We start from the raw sequence: 17,821 nt of genomic DNA on the forward strand, positions 1-17,821 counted from the left end.
GACCAGCGCAAGGACATCCGCATGACCGACACCGCCGCCGCCCCAGCCGCTACCACGATCGTTTTCCTGCTCATTCCGGGCATCACCCAACTCGATTTCACCGCGCCCGCGCAGGCGCTATGCCGAATGCCCGGTGCGCTTCTGGTCAGTGCTGCCGCCAGCCGCGACCCGATCGCCACCGACAGCGGTTTTTCGATCTTGCCGACCGACGATTTCGCTAGCTGTCCGCAGGCCGATATCCTTTGCGTCCCGGGCGGGCATGGCGTCGCCGAGGCGTTAGGCGATGCCGCAACGATCGACTTCATCGCGCGACAGGCCGCGGGGGCAAAGTGGGTGACCAGCGTCTGCACCGGCGCCTTCCTGCTCGGCCGTGCCGGTCTATTGACGGGCAAGCGCGCGACGACGCATTGGGCCTATGCCCATCTGCTGCCGCTGGTCGGCGCCGAACCGGTGACGGCGCGAATCGTCGAGGATGGCAATCTGGTGACCAGCGGCGGGGTGACGTCGGGGCTCGATTTTGCGCTGACGCTGATCGGCCGATTGCACGGCGACGCGGTGGCGCAGGCGATCCAGCTCGCAATCGAATATGACCCCGCCCCGCCCTATATCGGCGGCCACCCCGACCGCACGCCGCCAGCGATCACCGCCGGGTTGAAAGCGCGCGTGTATGACGCCGCCGCAGAGCGGATGGAGCGGGCGCTTATAGGCCCGTTAGGATCCTCCCGGTCGCGTAGCGATGGGAGGTAGCAGCGCGAAGCGCTGATGGAGGGGCCATGACGCGCCGTTTCTGCCCCTCCACCATCCGCTTCGCGGACGGTCCCCCTCCCCATGCCCACGGCACAGGGCGGAATTGGGCTAACTACAGTCCGCGAGGGCGACTTCGTAAAGCTTCGGCCAGTATTTGCCGGTGACGAACAGGCGCTTGTTTTTCGCGTCCCATGCGATGCCGTTGAGGACGCTGTCTTGTCCCGTGGCGCCGGCCTGTTCCTTCAGTCCCGACAGGTCGACGTAGGATTTGATATTGCCATTCGCAGGGTCGATCCGCACGATCATGTCGGTCATCCACACATTGGCCCAGACCTCGCCGTCGATCGTCTCCAATTCGTTCAGCATCGCCAGCGGACGGGTGCCAAAGCGCACCGTCACGCGCCGCTGCTCGGTCATCGTCGCGGGATCGAAAAAGCGCAGTTGTGAAGTGCCGTCACTAAGCACGAGGCTGTCGCCGACCAGCGTTACCCCCCAGCCCTCGCCCGAATATTTGAACGTGCCGACGGGTTTTAGATCCTTGATCCGCCAACGGTTGCCGACCCCGCCCTGCCAGGTGACGCCGATAATCTGGTCGCGCCAGCGGGTGATGCCTTCGCCGAACTGGTTTGACAGCAGTTTTGTCTGTGCGAGCGCCTTGCCGGTCTTGAGATCAAGCCGCGTGACGCGTGAGCGGCCGTAGTGGCCGGTGGCTTCGTAGAGATGGCCGTTGTCCCAGAACAGGCCCTGGGTGAAGCTGGTCGTATCGTGCGGATAGGTCTCGACAATACGATAGCCGCAGCGCTCTATCGGCTGGACCGGGTCGGCGATCATGGCGAGGGCTAAGAACAAGCTCATGCAGCCTTGCTATGCGGGGCCGCGTGAACAGGCAATGACAGAACCGCCGCGCTCTGCGAAGGCAGGGGCCCATCCGACGATCTCGTCATTCTGCGCCCCTTGCTCTGAAATTCGACGCCGGATGATGGGCCCGGTCGCAGCGACGAAAAAAGGGCCGGAGGATTGCTCCCCCGGCCCTTCTTGTCAGCTTGCGCCGAGCGGTAAGCGTTTGGACTTAGAAGTCCATGCCGCCCATGCCGCCCATGCCGCCGCCACCCATGGGCATGGCGGGCTTGTCGTCGGGCGATTCGGCGATGCCGGCTTCGGTGGTGATCAGCAGACCAGCAACCGAAGCTGCGTCCTGCAGCGCGATGCGGACGACCTTGGTCGGGTCGATGACACCGGCTTTGACCAGATCTTCATAGACATCGGTCGAAGCGTTGAAGCCGAAGTTGCTGTCCTTTTGGTCGAACAGCTTGCCGGCGACGACACCGCCGTCGAAGCCGGCGTTTTCGGCGATCTGGCGAACCGGAGCCTGCAGCGCACGACGGATGATGTCGATGCCGCGGGTCTGGTCTTCGTTGATGCCGGTCAGGCCTTCGAGCGCCTTGGTGGCGTACAGAAGTGCGGTACCGCCGCCGGGGACGATGCCTTCTTCGACCGCAGCGCGGGTTGCGTGGAGGGCGTCGTCGACGCGATCCTTGCGTTCCTTCACTTCGACCTCAGAAGCGCCGCCGACCTTGATGACCGCAACACCGCCGGCGAGCTTCGCCAGACGTTCCTGCAGCTTTTCCTTGTCGTAATCGCTGGTCGTCGTTTCGATCTGCGCCCGGATCTGCTCGACGCGGCCCTTGATCGTGTCGGCATCGCCGGCACCATCGACGATCGTCGTATTATCCTTGTCGATCGTGACGCGCTTGGCCTGGCCGAGCATGTTCAGCGTGACGGTTTCGAGCTTGATGCCCAGGTCTTCGCTGATCATTTCACCGTTGGTGAGGATCGCGATGTCCTGCAGCATCGCCTTGCGGCGATCGCCGAAGCCCGGCGCCTTGACGGCCGCGACCTTCAAGCCGCCGCGCAGGCGGTTGACCACCAGCGTGGCGAGCGCTTCGCCTTCGATATCTTCGGCGATGATCAGCAGCGGACGGCCCGACTGCACAACCGCTTCGAGAATCGGCAGCATCGACTGGAGGTTCGACAGCTTCTTTTCAAAGATCAGGATGTACGGATCGGCCAGCTCGACGAGCATCTTTTCCGGGTTGGTGATGAAGTAAGGCGACAGGTAGCCGCGGTCGAACTGCATGCCTTCGACAACGTCGAGCTCGAAATCGAGACCCTTGGCTTCTTCGACGGTGATCACGCCTTCCTTGCCGACCTTGTCCATCGCCTGCGCGATTTTCTCGCCGACTTCGGTGTCGCCATTGGCCGAGATGATACCGACCTGCGCGATTTCGGCGGTGCCCGAAACCGGCTTCGACTGAGCCTTAATCGTTTCGACAACCTTGGTGACCGCGAGGTCGATGCCGCGCTTCAGATCCATCGGGTTCATGCCAGCGGCAACCGATTTCATGCCTTCGCGGACGATCGCCTGCGCCAATACGGTCGCGGTGGTCGTGCCGTCACCGGCCAGGTCGTTGGTCTTCGAAGCAACTTCGCGGACCATCTGCGCGCCCATGTTTTCGAACTTGTCCTTGAGTTCGATTTCCTTGGCGACGGTGACGCCGTCCTTGGTGATGCGCGGGGCGCCGAAGCTCTTGTCGATGACGACGTGGCGGCCCTTGGGGCCGAGGGTGACCTTCACCGCGTCGGCGAGGATGTCGACGCCGCGCATAATGCGTTCGCGCGCGTCGCGGCTAAATTTTACGTCTTTTGCAGCCATGGGCTTATTCCTTTCAAAGGCGCAGAAAACTGCGCAACTTTACTCGAGATTCGATCAAATCGCTCAGGCGATGACGCCGAGGATGTCCGATTCCTTCATGATCAACAGCTCTTCGCCATCGACCTTGACTTCGGTGCCCGACCATTTGCCGAACAGGATGCGGTCGCCGGCCTTGACGTCGAGCGGGGTCACCTTGCCGTCATCGGCGCGGGCGCCCGAACCGACGGAGACGACTTCGCCTTCCTGCGGCTTTTCCTTGGCGGTGTCGGGAATGATGATGCCGCCAGCCGTTTTTTCTTCGGCTTCGATACGGCGGACGAGCACTCGGTCGTGCAGCGGACGAAATTGCATGGATATCCCTCCAATGATGCAATGGATGTGATTTAGCACTCACAGGGTATGAGTGCTAACAGACGGCCATATGGGTGGGTCATGCGACAGCGTCAAGGCAAGCGGCGGAAAAATTTCCGCGTTCTGCCACTAACGGCAGCGCCCGTAAAACGGGATGTCGAGACGCGATGTGATAGCGTCGCCGGCCGCGGCCGTCCGCCCGTCAATCTATGCCGCCGAGGGTAGCAACCCCAATCGTTCGCGCTGCATCCAGCGCGTAAGCATCAGCACCGCGACGATGCCCAGACCGATGGCGAGCCCGGTCCAGATGCCGACCCCACCCCACTCACGCTCGAAAGCCAGCCAGGCGCCGACACCGATGCCGATGAACCAATAACCCAGCAACGCGAACAGCATCGGCACAAAGGTGTCTTGTAAGCCGCGCAGCATGCCCTGCGCCACTACCTGCGCGCCGTCGGCGACCTGGAACAGCGCCGCAACGATCAGGAAGCTGACCGCCAGTTCGGCGACCTCGGCATTTGCCGGATCGCTGCGATCGATGAACAGGCCGGCGAGATGGCCGGGGATCGTCAGCATGATCAGCGCCATCACCGCCATGAAACCGGTGCCCATGACAAAGCTGGTCCACCCGGCGCGGCGAATGTGTACGGCGTCGCCGCGACCATGGCCGATGCCGACGCGCACGGTCGCCGCCTGCGCCAGCCCCATCGGAACCATGAAGGTCAACGACGCTAGTTGCAGCGCCACGGCATGCGCAGCGACCGCGGCGGTCGAAATCCAGCCCATCAGCATGACAGCGGCGGTAAACACCCCCGCCTCGAACGCGTGACTGATGGCGATCGGCGTACCGATACGCGTCATTTCGGCAAAGCGCGGCCAGTCGCTGCGCCACCACCGCCCCAGCAGATGGTATCGGCGAAACTGGCGGTCGCGACACACCACCACGATCATCAGCGCGACCATCACTAGGTTGGTGAGCACGCTGCCCACCCCGGCGCCGACGACGCCGAGCGCCGGCATCCCGAACTTGCCGAAGATCAGCGAGTAGTTGAACAAGATGTTGCCTAGCACCCCGACCACGCCGACAATCAGCGACCAGCGTGGACGTTCCAGCGCGGCGAGGAAGTTGCGGAACGCCAGCGTCGTCAAAAACAACGGGATCGACCACATATAGGCGCGGATATAGTCCTGCGCGAGCGCCGAGAGCCGCGCGTCCTGACCGAGCAGCGTCAGAATCGCGCCGGTGTTCCACAAGATGATCAGCAACGGCACCGACAGCATCGCGACGAGCCACAAGGTCTGCCGAAAGGTCCGGCGAATATCGCGAACCGAATGCCGGAAGCGCCCGATTTCGCTGGCCATCAGCGGCGACGCACCCGTGACCAGACCCATGCCGAAAATGGCGAGCAGCATCGACAGGTTAAAGCCCAGCGACGAGGCCGCCAGCTCGGTCGGCCCCAGCCATCCGACCATCAACACGTCGGTCGCCCCGATCAGCGACATCGTCAGATTCGTCAGAATCAGCGGCCAGGCAAGCGCCAGCGTCGCGCGGAACTCCGCACGATATCCCTGCGGCTTTTCCGAGGTCAAAGGCATGGCCAGCTGCAACATAGCCGGCCCGGATAGGCGAGGCGGTGCGGCGGTTCAATCGCGGGCGGTGATTGGCGAGATTTTGGAGGACGGGGGTGGCAAAAAGGCAACAGCGGCAGGCGTGATAATCCTCCCTGTCGCGAAGCGCTGACGGAGGGGCCATGGCGCAACGTCGTCGCCCCTCCACCACTCGCCTGCGGCGAGCGGTCCCCCCTCCCCATGGCTTCGCGACAGGGAGGATCGCTTTATCTCACCCCCGCCACATCTCGACCATCTCGAACGCAAACGCCCCAAAGGTCAGCGTCAGCCCGACGACGAACAACCGGTACGCATAGGCCAGATAGCGATATTTGCGCCGCGCGAGAACGATGCCGTTTTGATAGGTGTCGCGCAGCATCGTTTCGTACAGATCTTCCTCGGTGCGCAGCCGCGCCTTGACCGCGTCAATGAACTCATCCTCCTCCATCTGCGAAAAGCGGCCGAAGAACAGGATGTTGCTGTGGTCCTTGCCGTCCTTGTACACGATCGGCGGCGCCTTGCCGACGCGCGGCAGCACCGCGGATACGGCGAGTAGCGCCGACAGGAAGGAAAAGGTCGCGAGGATCGTCAGCGGCATCGCCAGCGCCCCCGCCCCGGCACGCGCCTGCCCGACCGCGAGGGTGAACACGACGAACGTCGCACCCATCAGGATTGATGCCTTTTGATCGGCCATTTGCGACAGCTGCATCGTCAGTTGCTGGTTGGTGCGCACCAGATGCACCGCGTTTGGCGGAAACGAAACCGCGGGCGGCGTCGGTGGTGTCGATGCGTTTTCGCTGTCCATGGCTTATCCCCCTGCCTTAGCAATGCGCCAGCGACCCGTCACAGCGATGCCATGAAGTGCCGCCAGCGGCAAGATGCTGCCCTGTTCCCGCCGCATTCGCTTGCCAATCGGACCATGGCGCGGCATGCCCGCGCGCAACATTATATCTTTACGGGACGCACCACATGAGCACCGCCCTGCGCGACCAGATTTTCGGCCTGATCAGTCCCTTCAACAAAAAGGGCGTCGAGCTGACCGACGCGACGACCTTTGCCGGCGACCTTGAATGGGACAGCCTGACGGTGATGGATTTTGTCGCCGAGGTCGAAGACACGTTCGACATCATCATCAGCATGAACATGCAGGCCGAGATCGAGACCGTGGGCCAGCTGGTCGCGGCGGTCAAGAAATTGCAAGGCTGAACCCCCGGGGTTCCCCGGCGAGGGCCGGGGTCCACATGGCCCCGCGCGACACCTCTGGACCCCGGCTTTCGCCGGGGAACATGAAAGAAATACGATGACCGACCTCTTCTCGAAATTCGATCCGCTGATCCAGCAGCGCGAAACCCTGCTCGCGACCGGGGTCACCGATCCCTACAATCTGGTGATGGAAAAGGTGATCTCGCCGACCGTCGCGATCTGCAACGGGCGCGAGACGATCCTGCTCGGCACCTATAATTATATGGGAATGACGTTCGACGAGGATGTCATTGCCGCAGGCAAGGACGCGCTCGACAAATTCGGCAGCGGCACCACCGGTAGCCGCGTCCTCAACGGCACCTATCAGGGTCACAAGGAGTGCGAAGAAGCGCTCAAGGAATTCTACGCCATGGATCATGCCATGGTGTTTTCAACGGGCTATCAGGCGAACCTTGGCATCATCAGTACGATCGCGGGCAAAGGCGACTATGTCATCCTCGACATCGACAGCCATGCGTCGATCTATGACGGCTGCGCGATGGGCAATGCCGAAATCGTCGCCTTCCGCCACAATGATGTCGAAGCGCTCGAAAAACGGCTGAAGCGCCTGCCGCCGGAAGCGGGCAAGCTGGTCGTACTCGAGGGCGTCTATTCGATGCTCGGCGACGTCGCACCACTCAAGGAGATGATCCGCGTTTCCAAGGAAAATGGTGCGATGGTGCTGGTCGATGAAGCGCATTCGATGGGCTTTATCGGCGAGAATGGCCGCGGCGTCGCCGAAGCGCAGGGGGTGATCGACGATGTCGATTTCATCATCGGCACCTTCAGCAAGAGTGTCGGCACCGTCGGCGGTTTCTGCGTGTCGAACCATCCGAAGTTCGAGATATTGCGGCTGGTGTGCCGCCCCTATGTCTTCACCGCCTCGCTTCCGCCGAGTGTCGTCGCGACCGCCGCGACGAGCATCCGCAAGCTGATGCAAGGGTCGAACAAGCGCGCGCATCTGTGGGAAAATTCCAAGGTGCTGCACAAGGGGCTGCGCGATCTGGGCTTCACGCTCGGCACAGACGAGCCGCAATCGGCGATCATCGCGGTGATCATGCCCGACCTCGAACAGGGCGCGATGATGTGGGAGGCGCTGCTAGAGGAAGGGTTGTACGTCAACCTCGCTCGCCCGCCTGCGACCCCTGCGAATATGACGCTCTTGCGCTGCTCGCTGTGCGCCGAGCATACGATCGAGCAGGTCAGCGAAATCCTTGGCCGCTTCGAACGCGCGGGCAAGCGCATCGGGATTATCGGCTGAGCCGAGCCGCTCCGCCGACCAGCGGATTCCTTTTTGCGCCGAACCGAAGCACCGAATGATCGGCGGGGATTTCGGTGCTTTGCGGCGCGGCGCATGTCCGGTAAGACAAGCGCGTGTTCGAGCGGGATGGCGATACCGAAACCGAGACGCGGCGAGAGCGGTTACGCTTCTGGCTGACGATCGGCATGGCGACGATGTTGACCGGCATCGTCGGGGCGCTCGTCCTGCTCCTCGCGCGCGCCAGCGACAATTACGACCAGTCTCTCGGCTGGCAGACGCAGAGCCTGGAAGTCATCTCGCAGACCCGCTCGCTCGACGCTTCGATCGCGCGCGCCGAGGCGGCGCTTGGCCGATTTGCCGTTGGACTGCAGAAGGAAGACGGCCGCGTCTATGAACAGCAATGGGGGCTGGCGCGGCAATATCTGACGCGCCTCGATCGAAGCGTGCGGGACAACACCGCCCAATCGAAGCTGGTCGATCAACTGACGACCGAAATGGACAGTCGCGGTCGCCAGCTCGGTGACGCCGCACTCAGCGCTAACTATAACCAGACCGTCGCAGCCATATCCAAATATCACGCGGCGGGACACGATGCCGTGCTCAGTCGCATCGATAATTTGCTGACCCAGATAATCGCCAATGAACGCGCGCTGCTGCGCGAACGCAACCGGGTCGCCGCCGACGATCGCGCCAGCCTGAACCAAGCGATATTGCTGTTCACCTTGCTCGGGGCTGCGATCGCCGCAGTGGCAATCGGCACGACCTTCTCGTTCGTCCGCGCCGAAGCCGAACGCCGGGTTGCGCGGCGCGAGCAGGTCGCCGAAAGCGACCGCGCGATGCAGCTGGAGGAAGCGGTCGAGGCGCGCACCGCCGAGCTGGAACAAGCCAATATCGCGCTGCGCAGCGAGATGACCGAACGCGCGGCGGCCGAGGCGCAGCTGCGACAGGCGCAGAAGATGGAAGCCGTCGGCCAGCTGACCGGCGGCATCGCGCATGATTTCAACAATATGCTGGCGGTCATTGTCGGCGGACTCGAACTTGCGCAGCGCTGGCTGCCCGACACCCCCGAAAAGGCCGAGCGTCACCTGTCCAACGCGCTCGACGGCGCCAATCGCGCCGCCGACCTGACGCGGCGATTGCTGACCTTTGCCCGGTCCGAGCCCGCGCGCCCCGAAATGACGGATATCGACGCCTGCATTGCGGGGTTCGCCGAGCTGATTGCGCGGACGATTGGCGACCGCATTGCGCTGACACTCGATTTGCAGGCAGGCGACCTCGCCTGCTGGCTCGACCGGCAGCAGTTCGAAAATGCGCTGCTCAACCTCGCCGTCAATGCGCGCGACGCGATGGAAGGACATGGCGCGCTGACGATCCGCACGCTGGACGATGATGACGGCAAGGCGCTAGCGGTGCAGGTGATCGACACCGGTTGCGGCATGGCGCCCGAGGTTCTCGAGCGCGTGTTCGATCCCTTTTACACCACCAAGCCCGCGGGTCAGGGGACGGGGCTGGGCATGAGCCAGGTCTTTGCCTTTTGCCGCCAGTCGGGCGGCGAGGTGCAGATTTCGTCGACCGAAGGCGAAGGCACCAGCGTCGCTATGCTGTTGCCGGTGGCAGCCCCCCAAACCGACCGCGTGGCAGAGCCGGTTTCCGGTCAGACCGAGCGAGCGACCACTCCGGCCGAAGCGCTGAGGATTTTGGTGGTCGAGGACGACGAACGCGTGCTCACCGCGACGGTCGATGCGGTCAGCGAACTCGGTCACACTGTTGTCGCCTGCGGCAATCCGCTGGAGGCCGAGGCGTTGGTCGAGGGACGACTTGCCGATGGCCAGGGCGGCTTCGACCTGATCCTGTCCGACGTGTTGATGCCCGAACTGACCGGCCCCGAGATGGTCGCGCAGCTCAAACAGCGCTGGCCCGACCTTTCGATTTTGTTCGTCACCGGCTATGCGGGCGATGCGGGCGAGGTCGCCAGTTTCGGCGACCATGACGTGCTGCGCAAACCCTTCACCCTCAACGCGCTGGACTTGGCGATCCGGCGGTGCGGCGATGCGCGAGCGATCGAGGGGCAGCGACTGGCCGTCTAAATCATCGGTCGTCCCGGCAACGAGCCGTTACCGGATCGCCCCGCCCTTGATCAGGCGCGGTACCAGCGTCAGTGCGGCGACCAGAGGCCAGCGGCGCTGCCACGGTTTGATCTCGATCTTGGTCCCCGCATGGCGATTGATCTTCCACGCCAGATAATCGATCCCGCCCGCATAGGTCAGGCTGGCCTTGGCGAGCCGTGCGATGCTGAGCGCCTTGCCTTCGATCCGCCGCCGACCCCACGCGCCGCCGCGCGTGCCGGTCGGAATTGCCGCGATCGCCGGAAGGCTGAAGCGGTCGTAGCGACCGGCGTCGGCATCGACCACCGACTGCGCGCGGCCCGTCCGTTCAGTGCGCAGCTCGACCGAATAAGTGAGCGCAAAGGCGCGCCGCCACCAGTCGAGCGGTGCCTCGCCGTCGATCGCGCCCGCCGCCGCCAGCAAGGTCGGCGCGGCGCGCGCCACCGCCGCCATGGCGCGCTCCCGCGCGGTCTCGTCGACCGCCCACACCAGCCGCGACGGCTGCGCAAAGCGCGCCCAAACCGACACATTGCGCGTCTCGGCACCGTTCAGCCGGTGAAAATCGGCCTCGCTGAGCACCGCGTATTTGGCGATCAACCCGTCATGCTGGAACGGAAAGACATTGGGGGGGATCAGCCGGTTGGCCGCCGCCATCCAGCGCTTGGGATAGGCATCGGTATAGTCCGACACGATCAGATAGAAATCGAGCATCAGCCCGTCGAGATCACTCTCGCGCAGACAGCTGCCGTAAAACAGCAGCGCGCGGGCGCTGCCCGGATATTCGGCGGCGATCGCCTGCGCCATTGCGGTGACGCGCGGATCGACCGGGGTCGACAATTCGGCGCGGACCAGATCGATCAGGCTGGACATGCGCGAACGCTCAGGCGGCGAGGCGCAGGAACGGGACAGGCTGGGTCGAGGTCAGGATGATCGGCATGCCGTGCTTCGCCTGAAAAATTTCGCCGTCGAGGATGACGTTCGAACGTTCGCCCTCGATACGGATTTCGTCACCCTGCTGAAAATGCACACCATTGAGCTGGTTCTGCCCCAACGTTCCGCGCCAGGTCGCGCCGAGCATGCGGAACAGCGCGCCCAGACCGCGCTCGACCGCGAGCAATTTCATTTGCCCGCCCTGCCCGGCGGTATCGTTGGTGCGGATGCTGAGCAGCAGTTTTTCCAGCGTGGTGACGATCAGCAGCGAGAATTTGCCTTTGAACTCGCCCTGCCGGATCAACGACACGGTCATCGCCTCGGGCTTGGGCGGCAGGCGCCCGCCGCCGAGGCCAAACAGCAACGCGAACAAGCCCAGAATCGCCGCGAGGAAATGCGAGACGCCATTGGGCAGGCCAAGCGGATAGATGCGGTTGCGGCAATAAAGCATGACATCGGCAAGATAGGCACCGCCGAGGAACATCCCGAGCACCGGGCGCGCTTCGCCGCCACGGTCGAGCGAGATCAGCTGGCGCTGGATCACATGGTCTTCAAGGCGCCCCGATTCGACCAGTTCGATCACCCGCTGCAACGCCTTGATCGGATCGCCCACGGCGCCCAGGTCGAGCGCGATCAAATTGGTCTTGCCGTTGGGCAGCACCGCGACTGGCGGCGGTGAACCGCCGAAATGGCCGCCCGAATAGAGCTCGGTCAGCGCCGCTTGCACCGTGCCATCGCCGCCGTTGACAACGACGATGCGCGGGCTGACCATCGCGATGGTGCGGATCGCTTCGCCGATCTGGTCGACATTTTCGACTTCATAGTGGAAAATATCTGGATGTGCCGCGCAATATTCGCGAACCCGGGGCAACAGGGCACGGTTGCCTGTCGAACGCGGATTGGAAAGAAGCGCGACGCTGGCCATATATTCCCTATTCTACCGGGTCGAACGACAGGCCGTTGACGTAATTCAGCACCACCGGCACGCGCCGGGTGGCATCGCCGACAGCAAAGCTGACCGTCGCCAATTTGGGCTTCCGCTTGAAGATGAAGTCGGTGACCTTCATGTCAGGATTGCCCGACAGGCCCGCACCATCGCTGCGGTCCGATTTGCCGTTGCCATTCAAGTCGTGGCGAACCGACACGACATAGCTGCCCTGCTGCTTCACCGGCACGCAGACCGACATGGTGCCACCTCGCGACACGGGAACATCAACGCGCTCGATCCATTTACGCTTTTCGAGATAGTTGCTGTTCGCGCTGTAAATCTGCACGCGCAGCGTTCCGGTGCGCGCCTTGAAACCGCGCACATCGACCTGCACCGCGGTGGCGTTGCTGTTGCACAGCGCGGCCGCCGGACCCAGTGCCGCACCCTGCGCCGCGACGGGCGCAATCAGCGCTCCGGCAGCGCCCGCGGCGAGCAGCCCGGCGAGAAAAATTTTCGACATGACCTCAATACCTCCAGAGGTTATAGCCACGCCAGCAAACGCAAAAGCACATGCTGGCACGGGTCCCTGTCGCCCTTGATCGGCATATCGGAACCATTTGCGGCCAAATCATGGTGATGGGGCGACGAAAGATTGAATAAGCTGCCTGCCATCGACCGCTACATCGCGCGTCTCATTTTCTTTCCCATGGTGGGTACGCTGGTGCTGTCGGCGATGCTGCTGGTGCTGGAAAAGATGCTGCGCCTGTTCGATTTCGTCGCCACCGAGGGCGGCCCGGTCAGCATCGTATGGCGGATGCTCGCCAATCTGATCCCCGAATATCTCTCGCTGGGTATCCCGATCGGGTTGATGCTGGGGATTTTGCTGGCCTTTCGTAAGCTTGCGACGACGAGCGAGCTTGACGTGTTAAAGGGCGTCGGGATGAGCTTTGGGCGCCTGATGCGCATACCCTTTGCCTTTGCGATCGCGCTCGCGGCGCTCAATCTGGCGATCGTCGGCTTCATTCAACCGGTTGCGCGCTACGCCTATGAAGGCCTGCAATTCGAGCTGCGCTCGGGCGCGCTGGGGGCATCGATCAAGGTCGGCGAGTTCACCAAGCTCGGCGACCGCATGACGCTGCGGATCGAGGAAAGCTATGATGACGGAAAGTCGCTGCGCGGCATTTTCGTGCGCGGCGACAACAATGACGGGCAGCGCGTGTCAGCGACCGCGGCGCGCGGCCAGTTCCTCGCCACCGACGATCCAAACACGATCATCCTGCGTTTGACGCAAGGGGTGCTGATCCACGAATCGCCGAAATTTTCGGCTCCGCGCGTGCTGACCTTCGACAATCACGACCTGCCGATCCCGCTGCCCAAGATCGAGGCGTTCCGCTTGCGCGGCGGGGCCGACCGCGAAATGACGATCCCGGAGCTGTTCGTCGCGGGCAAGGATCAAAGCCAGTCCGAGCAGACGCGGCTCGAATCGCGCGCCAATTTCCATTTCCGCATCGTCGAAGTGCTGTCGATGTTCCTGATCCCGCTGATCGCCATCGCGCTGGCGATCCCGCCCAAGCGATCGACCTCGTCGCTCGGCGTCTTCCTGTCGATCGTGCTGCTGGTGACCCAGCACAAGATCAACCAATATGCCGAGGATATGGGCGCGCGCGGGGTGATCGATCCGGTGATCGCGCTATGGGTGCCGTTCCTGCTGTTTGCGGCGCTGGCGATCTGGATGTATCATGTCGTCGCGCATGTGCCCGGCGGCCAGCCGATCGGTGCGCTCGAACGCGTAGCAGCGAAGGCAGCGCAAAAGATCCGCGGCCTGCTGACGCTGTTCCAGCGCAAGCCCCGGGCGGTGGAGAGTTTGACCTAAATGCACCAGCTCCACTTTTTTCCGTCGCGCACGATGGCGTTCTATGTTGGGCGCCTGTTCCTGATCCGCTCCTTCTCGATCCTGTTCGCGCTGGTGCTGATCCTGCAAACGCTCGACCTGCTGGGTGAGAGCGGCAAGATCCTGGCGGTTGCAGGGAACAGTGATTCGGATGTCTGGCGCTATGTCGGGATGCGGTTGCCGCAGATAATCGAGACGTTCCTGCCCTTTTCGGTACTGCTTGGGACGATACTAACGCTGATCACGCTGAACCAGAACAGCGAAGTCGTCGCGATGAAGGCGTCGGGGATGTCGGCGCATCAGGTGCTGGCGCCGTTGTTCCTCGCCGCGCTGCTGGTCGCGGGAATCAGCTTTGCCTTTAACGAACGTATCGTCACCCGCTCGACCGCCACGCTCAGCGCCTGGCAAAAGGTCGAATATAAACGCGTGCCCGCCGACAATGGGGTGCGCAGCAACATCTGGGTGCGCGACGGCGACGATCTGATCAACGCCGAGACGGTCGAGACCGGCGGGCCGTCGATCATCCTGCGCGGCGTCACCATTTACGAGCGGACCGGCGGGGTGCTGTCGTCAATGCTCAAAGCCGACAGCGCGCGCTCGGTCGCGGGTGGCTGGGAAATGTCGGGCGCGACGCGCTTCCTGCGCCGGTCGGGCACGGTCGAGCCGCTCGGGACGATCATCGCCGCCAAGAACGTGCGCCCAGACCAGTTCACGCTGGCGCAGGTTGATGGCGACGAATTGCCTTTCCTCCAGCTCCGCGCGGCGATCGCCGATCTCGAGGCCGCAGGACGACCGGTCAACGCGCTGAAAGGTGTTCTGTGGCACAAGATTTCGGGACCGCTGTCGGCGATATTGATGCCGCTTCTCGGTGCGGTCGCGGCGTTCGGGCTCGCGCGATCGGGCAAGCTGTTCATCCGTGCGATTTTCGGCATGGCGCTGGGCTTTGCCTACTTCGTGGCCGACAATTTTGCGCTCGCGATGGGCGATCTGGGCGCCTACTCGCCGTTTCTCGCCGCGTGGGGCCCGTTCATCCTGTTTGCACTGATTGGTGAGACGATTTTGATTAGGACCGAGGAATAGGCTCAGTCTGCGCGGGAAACGGGGATTCCGCCTTCATTTACCTTATCGTTACAGTCAGAAATCCCCTTGTGAGGCTTTCTGTCGGTCTCGGATTCTCTGGGCGAGTCAGTTTCCGCCAAACTCGAACATCGACAACCCAGTAGCCGGGGTTCGGTTTCAGACTTTCATAAATCCGATCTTCCGACTCGTTGCTCGAAACAATTTTGGGATCGAGATAGGCCGGGAGCGTCACGTCGCAGCAGCCCGGAAAGGCGGCATAATATGCATAAGCGACGTCCATGTCCGACGAATTGAGATAACGGTCGCTGTAATTTTGATGCCAATTCAGGAAATGAATACCGCCATCAAAGGCCCAATTTTTGACAAGCCGCTCACTGTCTTTGGCCAAAGACTCAAGGGCTTTGGTTATCCTTTCGGCTTTGGTTATTTTTCGCCACGCTTGGTCACAATAGTCTTCCGGAGCCACCCGTGGGGCAGAGCAAGCTAGCAGGACGATGAAAGCCGCCGCTGCGCTCAGAATTTTCACCCTGAAGCCTATCCATGTTCGCCGATTCAGTCAGACCGCAGCGCCCCGCGCTGACCCTGCCACCAAATTTGCAACCAGCTTCGGCAGGCTGTCGTAATTCGCGCCATGATATTGCGAATCGGTCGGCAGCACGTCCTTCAGGCGGCGATGTGCTTCGGCCAGCGCATGATAGGGTACACCCGGCAGCAGATGGTGCAGCGCGTGATAGCGCAGCCCGACCGGCGCCCACAGCTCAGGCAGCACCCCCGGCGGCGGGACGTTGACGCTGTCGAGGAACTGGCCGGTCACGGTCAGCACCTCGCCGTCATTTTCCCACAGATGCGCCACCAAAGTACGGATCTGGTTGAGCACCAGCGTCGCCGCGGCAATCGCGCCAAAGATCAGCAGCGCGCGCAGCGGCACCCAGCCGAACACGCCCGCGGCGATCAGCAGGCTAGACCATGCCCACGCGCCGCCTTCCTGCCACGCCCACATCCGACGAAACTCGCCGTCGGGCGCCTTGCGGCGGAACAGCGGGTTGATGATCATCCCCGAATAGCGCGCGACAACGATGCGGCGCAGCGGCGGGATCAGGAACGACAACGGGGTCAGCACCGCATAGCGGAATAGCAGCGCGAGCGGCGCAAAGGCCGCGGCGACGACAAACAGCGGCACCGTCCACGGCTTCATCAGCGCAAGCGGCAGATATTCGGGATCCTCGACCGTGCCATATTTGGTGCGGTTGTGGTGCAGGCTGTGGATGCCCTCATACATATACGACGGGATCAGCAGCGGCACGCCGACGAGCAAATTCCAGCCAAAACGAAAGCCCGGCAGCGCATTTTTGCGGATGTGGGTGAGCTCGTGGATGAAGCTGCCCGCGCGATAAAGCGCGAGGATCGCGACCAAAGCGGCGGCAAGCGCCCACGCGGTCGTCGGCGCGAAAATCGCGCCCGCGACACCCGCGTAACCGATGAACGCCGACGCCAGAAAGTCGGTCCAATAGATACGCGGCGACGGCGTGACGAGGTCGCGCGTCAGCTCCGACGCTGCGCGGATCATCGCCATGTCATCGGCGATTGCCGACTTTGGGATCTTCGTTGCCGACGGCGCGAAAGGTGTCGCGACCCGGTCAGCGGGGGCATTGATCGTCGTCATAACCTGCACTCTTCATCATGGTTTCATGGCAGCATAATGGCCAAATGCGGGTCGCCAGCGGCTTAGCGATGCCCTAATGCGTCGCCAGACATATAAGGTTGGCGTTTCAGGAAACCAGTATGAGCGGACATTCGGACGGCCCGATCACCATCCACCCGGTGAAGGACAAGAACGACACGCGCGAGTTCGTCGAGCTGGCGTTTCGGCTCAACCGCGGAGACCCGGCGTGGGTGCCGCCGCTGAAGGGGGAGGTCTATAGCCTACTGACCCCAGGCAAGAATCCGTGGTTCGAACATGGCAAGGCGCAGCTGTTCCTAGCCCGCCGCAAGGGCCGCACCGTGGGCCGCATCTCGGCGCATATCGATGAACTGGCACTCGCCCAGCCGGCCGAACAGGGGATGGGCCCCGGCACGGGCAACTGGGGGCTGCTCGAGGCGGAGGATGAAGAAACCACCCGCGCGCTGCTCGTCGCCGCCGAAGATTGGCTGCGCCGTCAGGGCATGCACCGATCGCTCGGCCCGCTGTCGATTTCGGTGTGGGACGAGCCCGGGCTGCTGATCGAAGGTTTCGACAACCGTCCGACGGTGATGATGGGACACAACAGCCCGCTCTATCGCGGGTGGGTCGAAGGCACCGGCTATCGCCCGATCAAGCAGCTAATCAACTATGATGTGTACGTCAAAGAAGGCTTTTCGCCGCTGGTGAACCGCATCGTCGCCGCGGGCGAGAAAAATTCGCGCATCCAGGTGCGCAAGGTCGACAAGAAGAATTTCGACGCCGAAGCCGCGCTGATCATGGGGCTGCTCAACGACGCCTGGTCGGACAATTGGGGGTTCGTACCGCTGACCGACAGCGAGATCGCCTTTGTCGGCAAAAAGCTGAAAACGATCGTGTTCGAGGACCTAGTCCGCGTTGCAGAACTCGACGGCGAGGCGGTGGCGTTCATCATCGTCCTGCCAAATATCAACGAATTGCTGATCGACATGGACGGGTCGCTGCTCCCCTTCAACTGGGCGCGCCTGCTGTGGTGGCTGCGCAAGCCGAAGAGCCGCGCCCTGCGCGTGCCGCTAATGGGGGTCGCCAAAAAGCTGCAAAACAGCCGCATGGCGAGCACCCTCGCCTTCATGATGATCGAACTGATCCGCCGCGACGCAGTGCGCGATTATGGCACCGAGCGCGGCGACATCGGCTGGGTGCTCGACGACAATCAGGGGATGAAGGCGGTCGCCGAGGCGATCGATGCCAAGGTCAACCGGGTGTATCAAATTTACGACAAAATGCTCTGACGGCTGGGACAGCTTT

At 62.8% G+C, this 17,821-nt stretch carries 17 protein-coding genes; 7 read left to right on the forward strand and 10 right to left on the reverse strand.

Going from position 1 to position 17,821, the window contains the following annotated elements; all coding sequences use genetic code 11:
• The first annotated feature begins 21 nt into the window (after window positions 1–21).
• A complete protein-coding gene (locus tag CDQ92_RS05760) occupies window positions 22–747 on the forward strand; it encodes a DJ-1/PfpI family protein (RefSeq protein ID WP_088440610.1) in 726 nt (241 codons plus the stop codon).
• Between the two features lie 108 nt (window positions 748–855).
• On the opposite strand, the gene CDQ92_RS05765 is transcribed toward CDQ92_RS05760, so the two are convergent.
• The 5 genes from CDQ92_RS05765 to CDQ92_RS05785 all read right to left on the reverse strand — a co-directional run bounded on the left by CDQ92_RS05765 (window position 856) and on the right by CDQ92_RS05785 (window position 6,224).
• Window positions 856–1,602 (reverse strand): glutaminyl-peptide cyclotransferase, encoded by a 747-nt coding sequence (locus tag CDQ92_RS05765; protein WP_088440348.1) that lies wholly within the window; start codon window positions 1,600–1,602, stop codon window positions 856–858.
• A 214-nt stretch (window positions 1,603–1,816) separates the two neighbouring features.
• Complete coding sequence (gene groL / locus CDQ92_RS05770) at window positions 1,817–3,460, reverse strand: chaperonin GroEL (protein WP_088440349.1); 1,644 nt, start codon at window positions 3,458–3,460, stop codon at window positions 1,817–1,819.
• Between the two features lie 63 nt (window positions 3,461–3,523).
• Window positions 3,524–3,811 carry a co-chaperone GroES gene (gene groES, locus CDQ92_RS05775; RefSeq protein WP_088440350.1) on the reverse strand — a complete coding sequence of 96 codons (288 nt, stop codon included), beginning with the start codon at window positions 3,809–3,811 and terminating at the stop codon, window positions 3,524–3,526.
• A 207-nt stretch (window positions 3,812–4,018) separates the two neighbouring features.
• A complete protein-coding gene (locus CDQ92_RS05780; protein ID WP_169714532.1) occupies window positions 4,019–5,407 on the reverse strand; it encodes an MATE family efflux transporter in 1,389 nt (462 codons plus the stop codon).
• A 244-nt stretch (window positions 5,408–5,651) separates the two neighbouring features.
• Window positions 5,652–6,224: a Pycsar system effector family protein gene (locus CDQ92_RS05785; RefSeq protein ID WP_088440352.1), complete on the reverse strand. Its 573-nt coding sequence runs from the start codon at window positions 6,222–6,224 to the stop codon at window positions 5,652–5,654.
• Between the two features lie 164 nt (window positions 6,225–6,388).
• Here CDQ92_RS05785 and CDQ92_RS05790 point away from each other — a divergent pair, with 164 nt between their 5' ends.
• The 3 genes from CDQ92_RS05790 (at window position 6,389) to CDQ92_RS05800 (ending at window position 10,009) form a co-directional block, all read left to right on the forward strand.
• Window positions 6,389–6,625, forward strand: coding sequence for an acyl carrier protein (locus CDQ92_RS05790; RefSeq protein ID WP_088440353.1), 237 nt, complete (start codon window positions 6,389–6,391; stop codon window positions 6,623–6,625).
• Between the two features lie 94 nt (window positions 6,626–6,719).
• Window positions 6,720–7,922, forward strand: coding sequence for a serine palmitoyltransferase (spt, locus tag CDQ92_RS05795; RefSeq protein ID WP_088440354.1), 1,203 nt, complete (start codon window positions 6,720–6,722; stop codon window positions 7,920–7,922).
• Between the two features lie 113 nt (window positions 7,923–8,035).
• The gene (locus CDQ92_RS05800) at window positions 8,036–10,009 is read left to right on the forward strand and encodes an ATP-binding protein (protein ID WP_088440355.1); all 1,974 of its coding nucleotides are present in this window, start codon (window positions 8,036–8,038) and stop codon (window positions 10,007–10,009) included.
• Window positions 10,010–10,036: 27 nt separating this feature from the next.
• On the opposite strand, the gene CDQ92_RS05805 is transcribed toward CDQ92_RS05800, so the two are convergent.
• From CDQ92_RS05805 to CDQ92_RS05815, 3 genes are read right to left on the reverse strand one after another with little or no spacing between them, the layout of a single operon-like run.
• Window positions 10,037–10,897 (reverse strand): hypothetical protein, encoded by an 861-nt coding sequence (locus tag CDQ92_RS05805; protein ID WP_088440356.1) that lies wholly within the window; start codon window positions 10,895–10,897, stop codon window positions 10,037–10,039.
• 10 nt (window positions 10,898–10,907) lie between these two features.
• Complete coding sequence (locus tag CDQ92_RS05810; protein WP_088440357.1) at window positions 10,908–11,882, reverse strand: diacylglycerol/lipid kinase family protein; 975 nt, start codon at window positions 11,880–11,882, stop codon at window positions 10,908–10,910.
• A gap of 7 nt (window positions 11,883–11,889) precedes the next feature.
• On the reverse strand, window positions 11,890–12,405 hold the full coding sequence (locus tag CDQ92_RS05815; protein WP_088440358.1) for a DUF2141 domain-containing protein: 516 nt from the start codon (window positions 12,403–12,405) through the stop codon (window positions 11,890–11,892).
• 132 nt (window positions 12,406–12,537) lie between these two features.
• Here CDQ92_RS05815 and lptF point away from each other — a divergent pair, with 132 nt between their 5' ends.
• Window positions 12,538–13,758, forward strand: a complete 1,221-nt coding sequence (lptF, locus tag CDQ92_RS05820; RefSeq protein WP_088440359.1) for an LPS export ABC transporter permease LptF — start codon at window positions 12,538–12,540, stop codon at window positions 13,756–13,758.
• Window positions 13,759–14,856 (forward strand): LPS export ABC transporter permease LptG, encoded by a 1,098-nt coding sequence (gene lptG, locus CDQ92_RS05825; RefSeq protein WP_088440360.1) that lies wholly within the window; start codon window positions 13,759–13,761, stop codon window positions 14,854–14,856.
• Window positions 14,857–14,893: 37 nt separating this feature from the next.
• Here lptG and CDQ92_RS05830 read toward each other — a convergent pair whose 3' ends face one another.
• Complete coding sequence (locus CDQ92_RS05830) at window positions 14,894–15,382, reverse strand: hypothetical protein (RefSeq protein ID WP_144035686.1); 489 nt, start codon at window positions 15,380–15,382, stop codon at window positions 14,894–14,896.
• 30 nt (window positions 15,383–15,412) lie between these two features.
• Window positions 15,413–16,519, reverse strand: a complete 1,107-nt coding sequence (locus CDQ92_RS05835) for a fatty acid desaturase family protein (protein WP_088440362.1) — start codon at window positions 16,517–16,519, stop codon at window positions 15,413–15,415.
• A 119-nt stretch (window positions 16,520–16,638) separates the two neighbouring features.
• Here CDQ92_RS05835 and CDQ92_RS05840 point away from each other — a divergent pair, with 119 nt between their 5' ends.
• Window positions 16,639–17,805 carry an N-acetyltransferase gene (locus CDQ92_RS05840; RefSeq protein WP_088440363.1) on the forward strand — a complete coding sequence of 389 codons (1,167 nt, stop codon included), beginning with the start codon at window positions 16,639–16,641 and terminating at the stop codon, window positions 17,803–17,805.
• Window positions 17,806–17,821: the final 16 nt, after the last annotated feature.

The sequence above is a fragment of the Sphingopyxis bauzanensis genome (genome assembly GCF_002205675.1).
Taxonomy (GTDB): domain Bacteria; phylum Pseudomonadota; class Alphaproteobacteria; order Sphingomonadales; family Sphingomonadaceae; genus Sphingopyxis; species Sphingopyxis bauzanensis.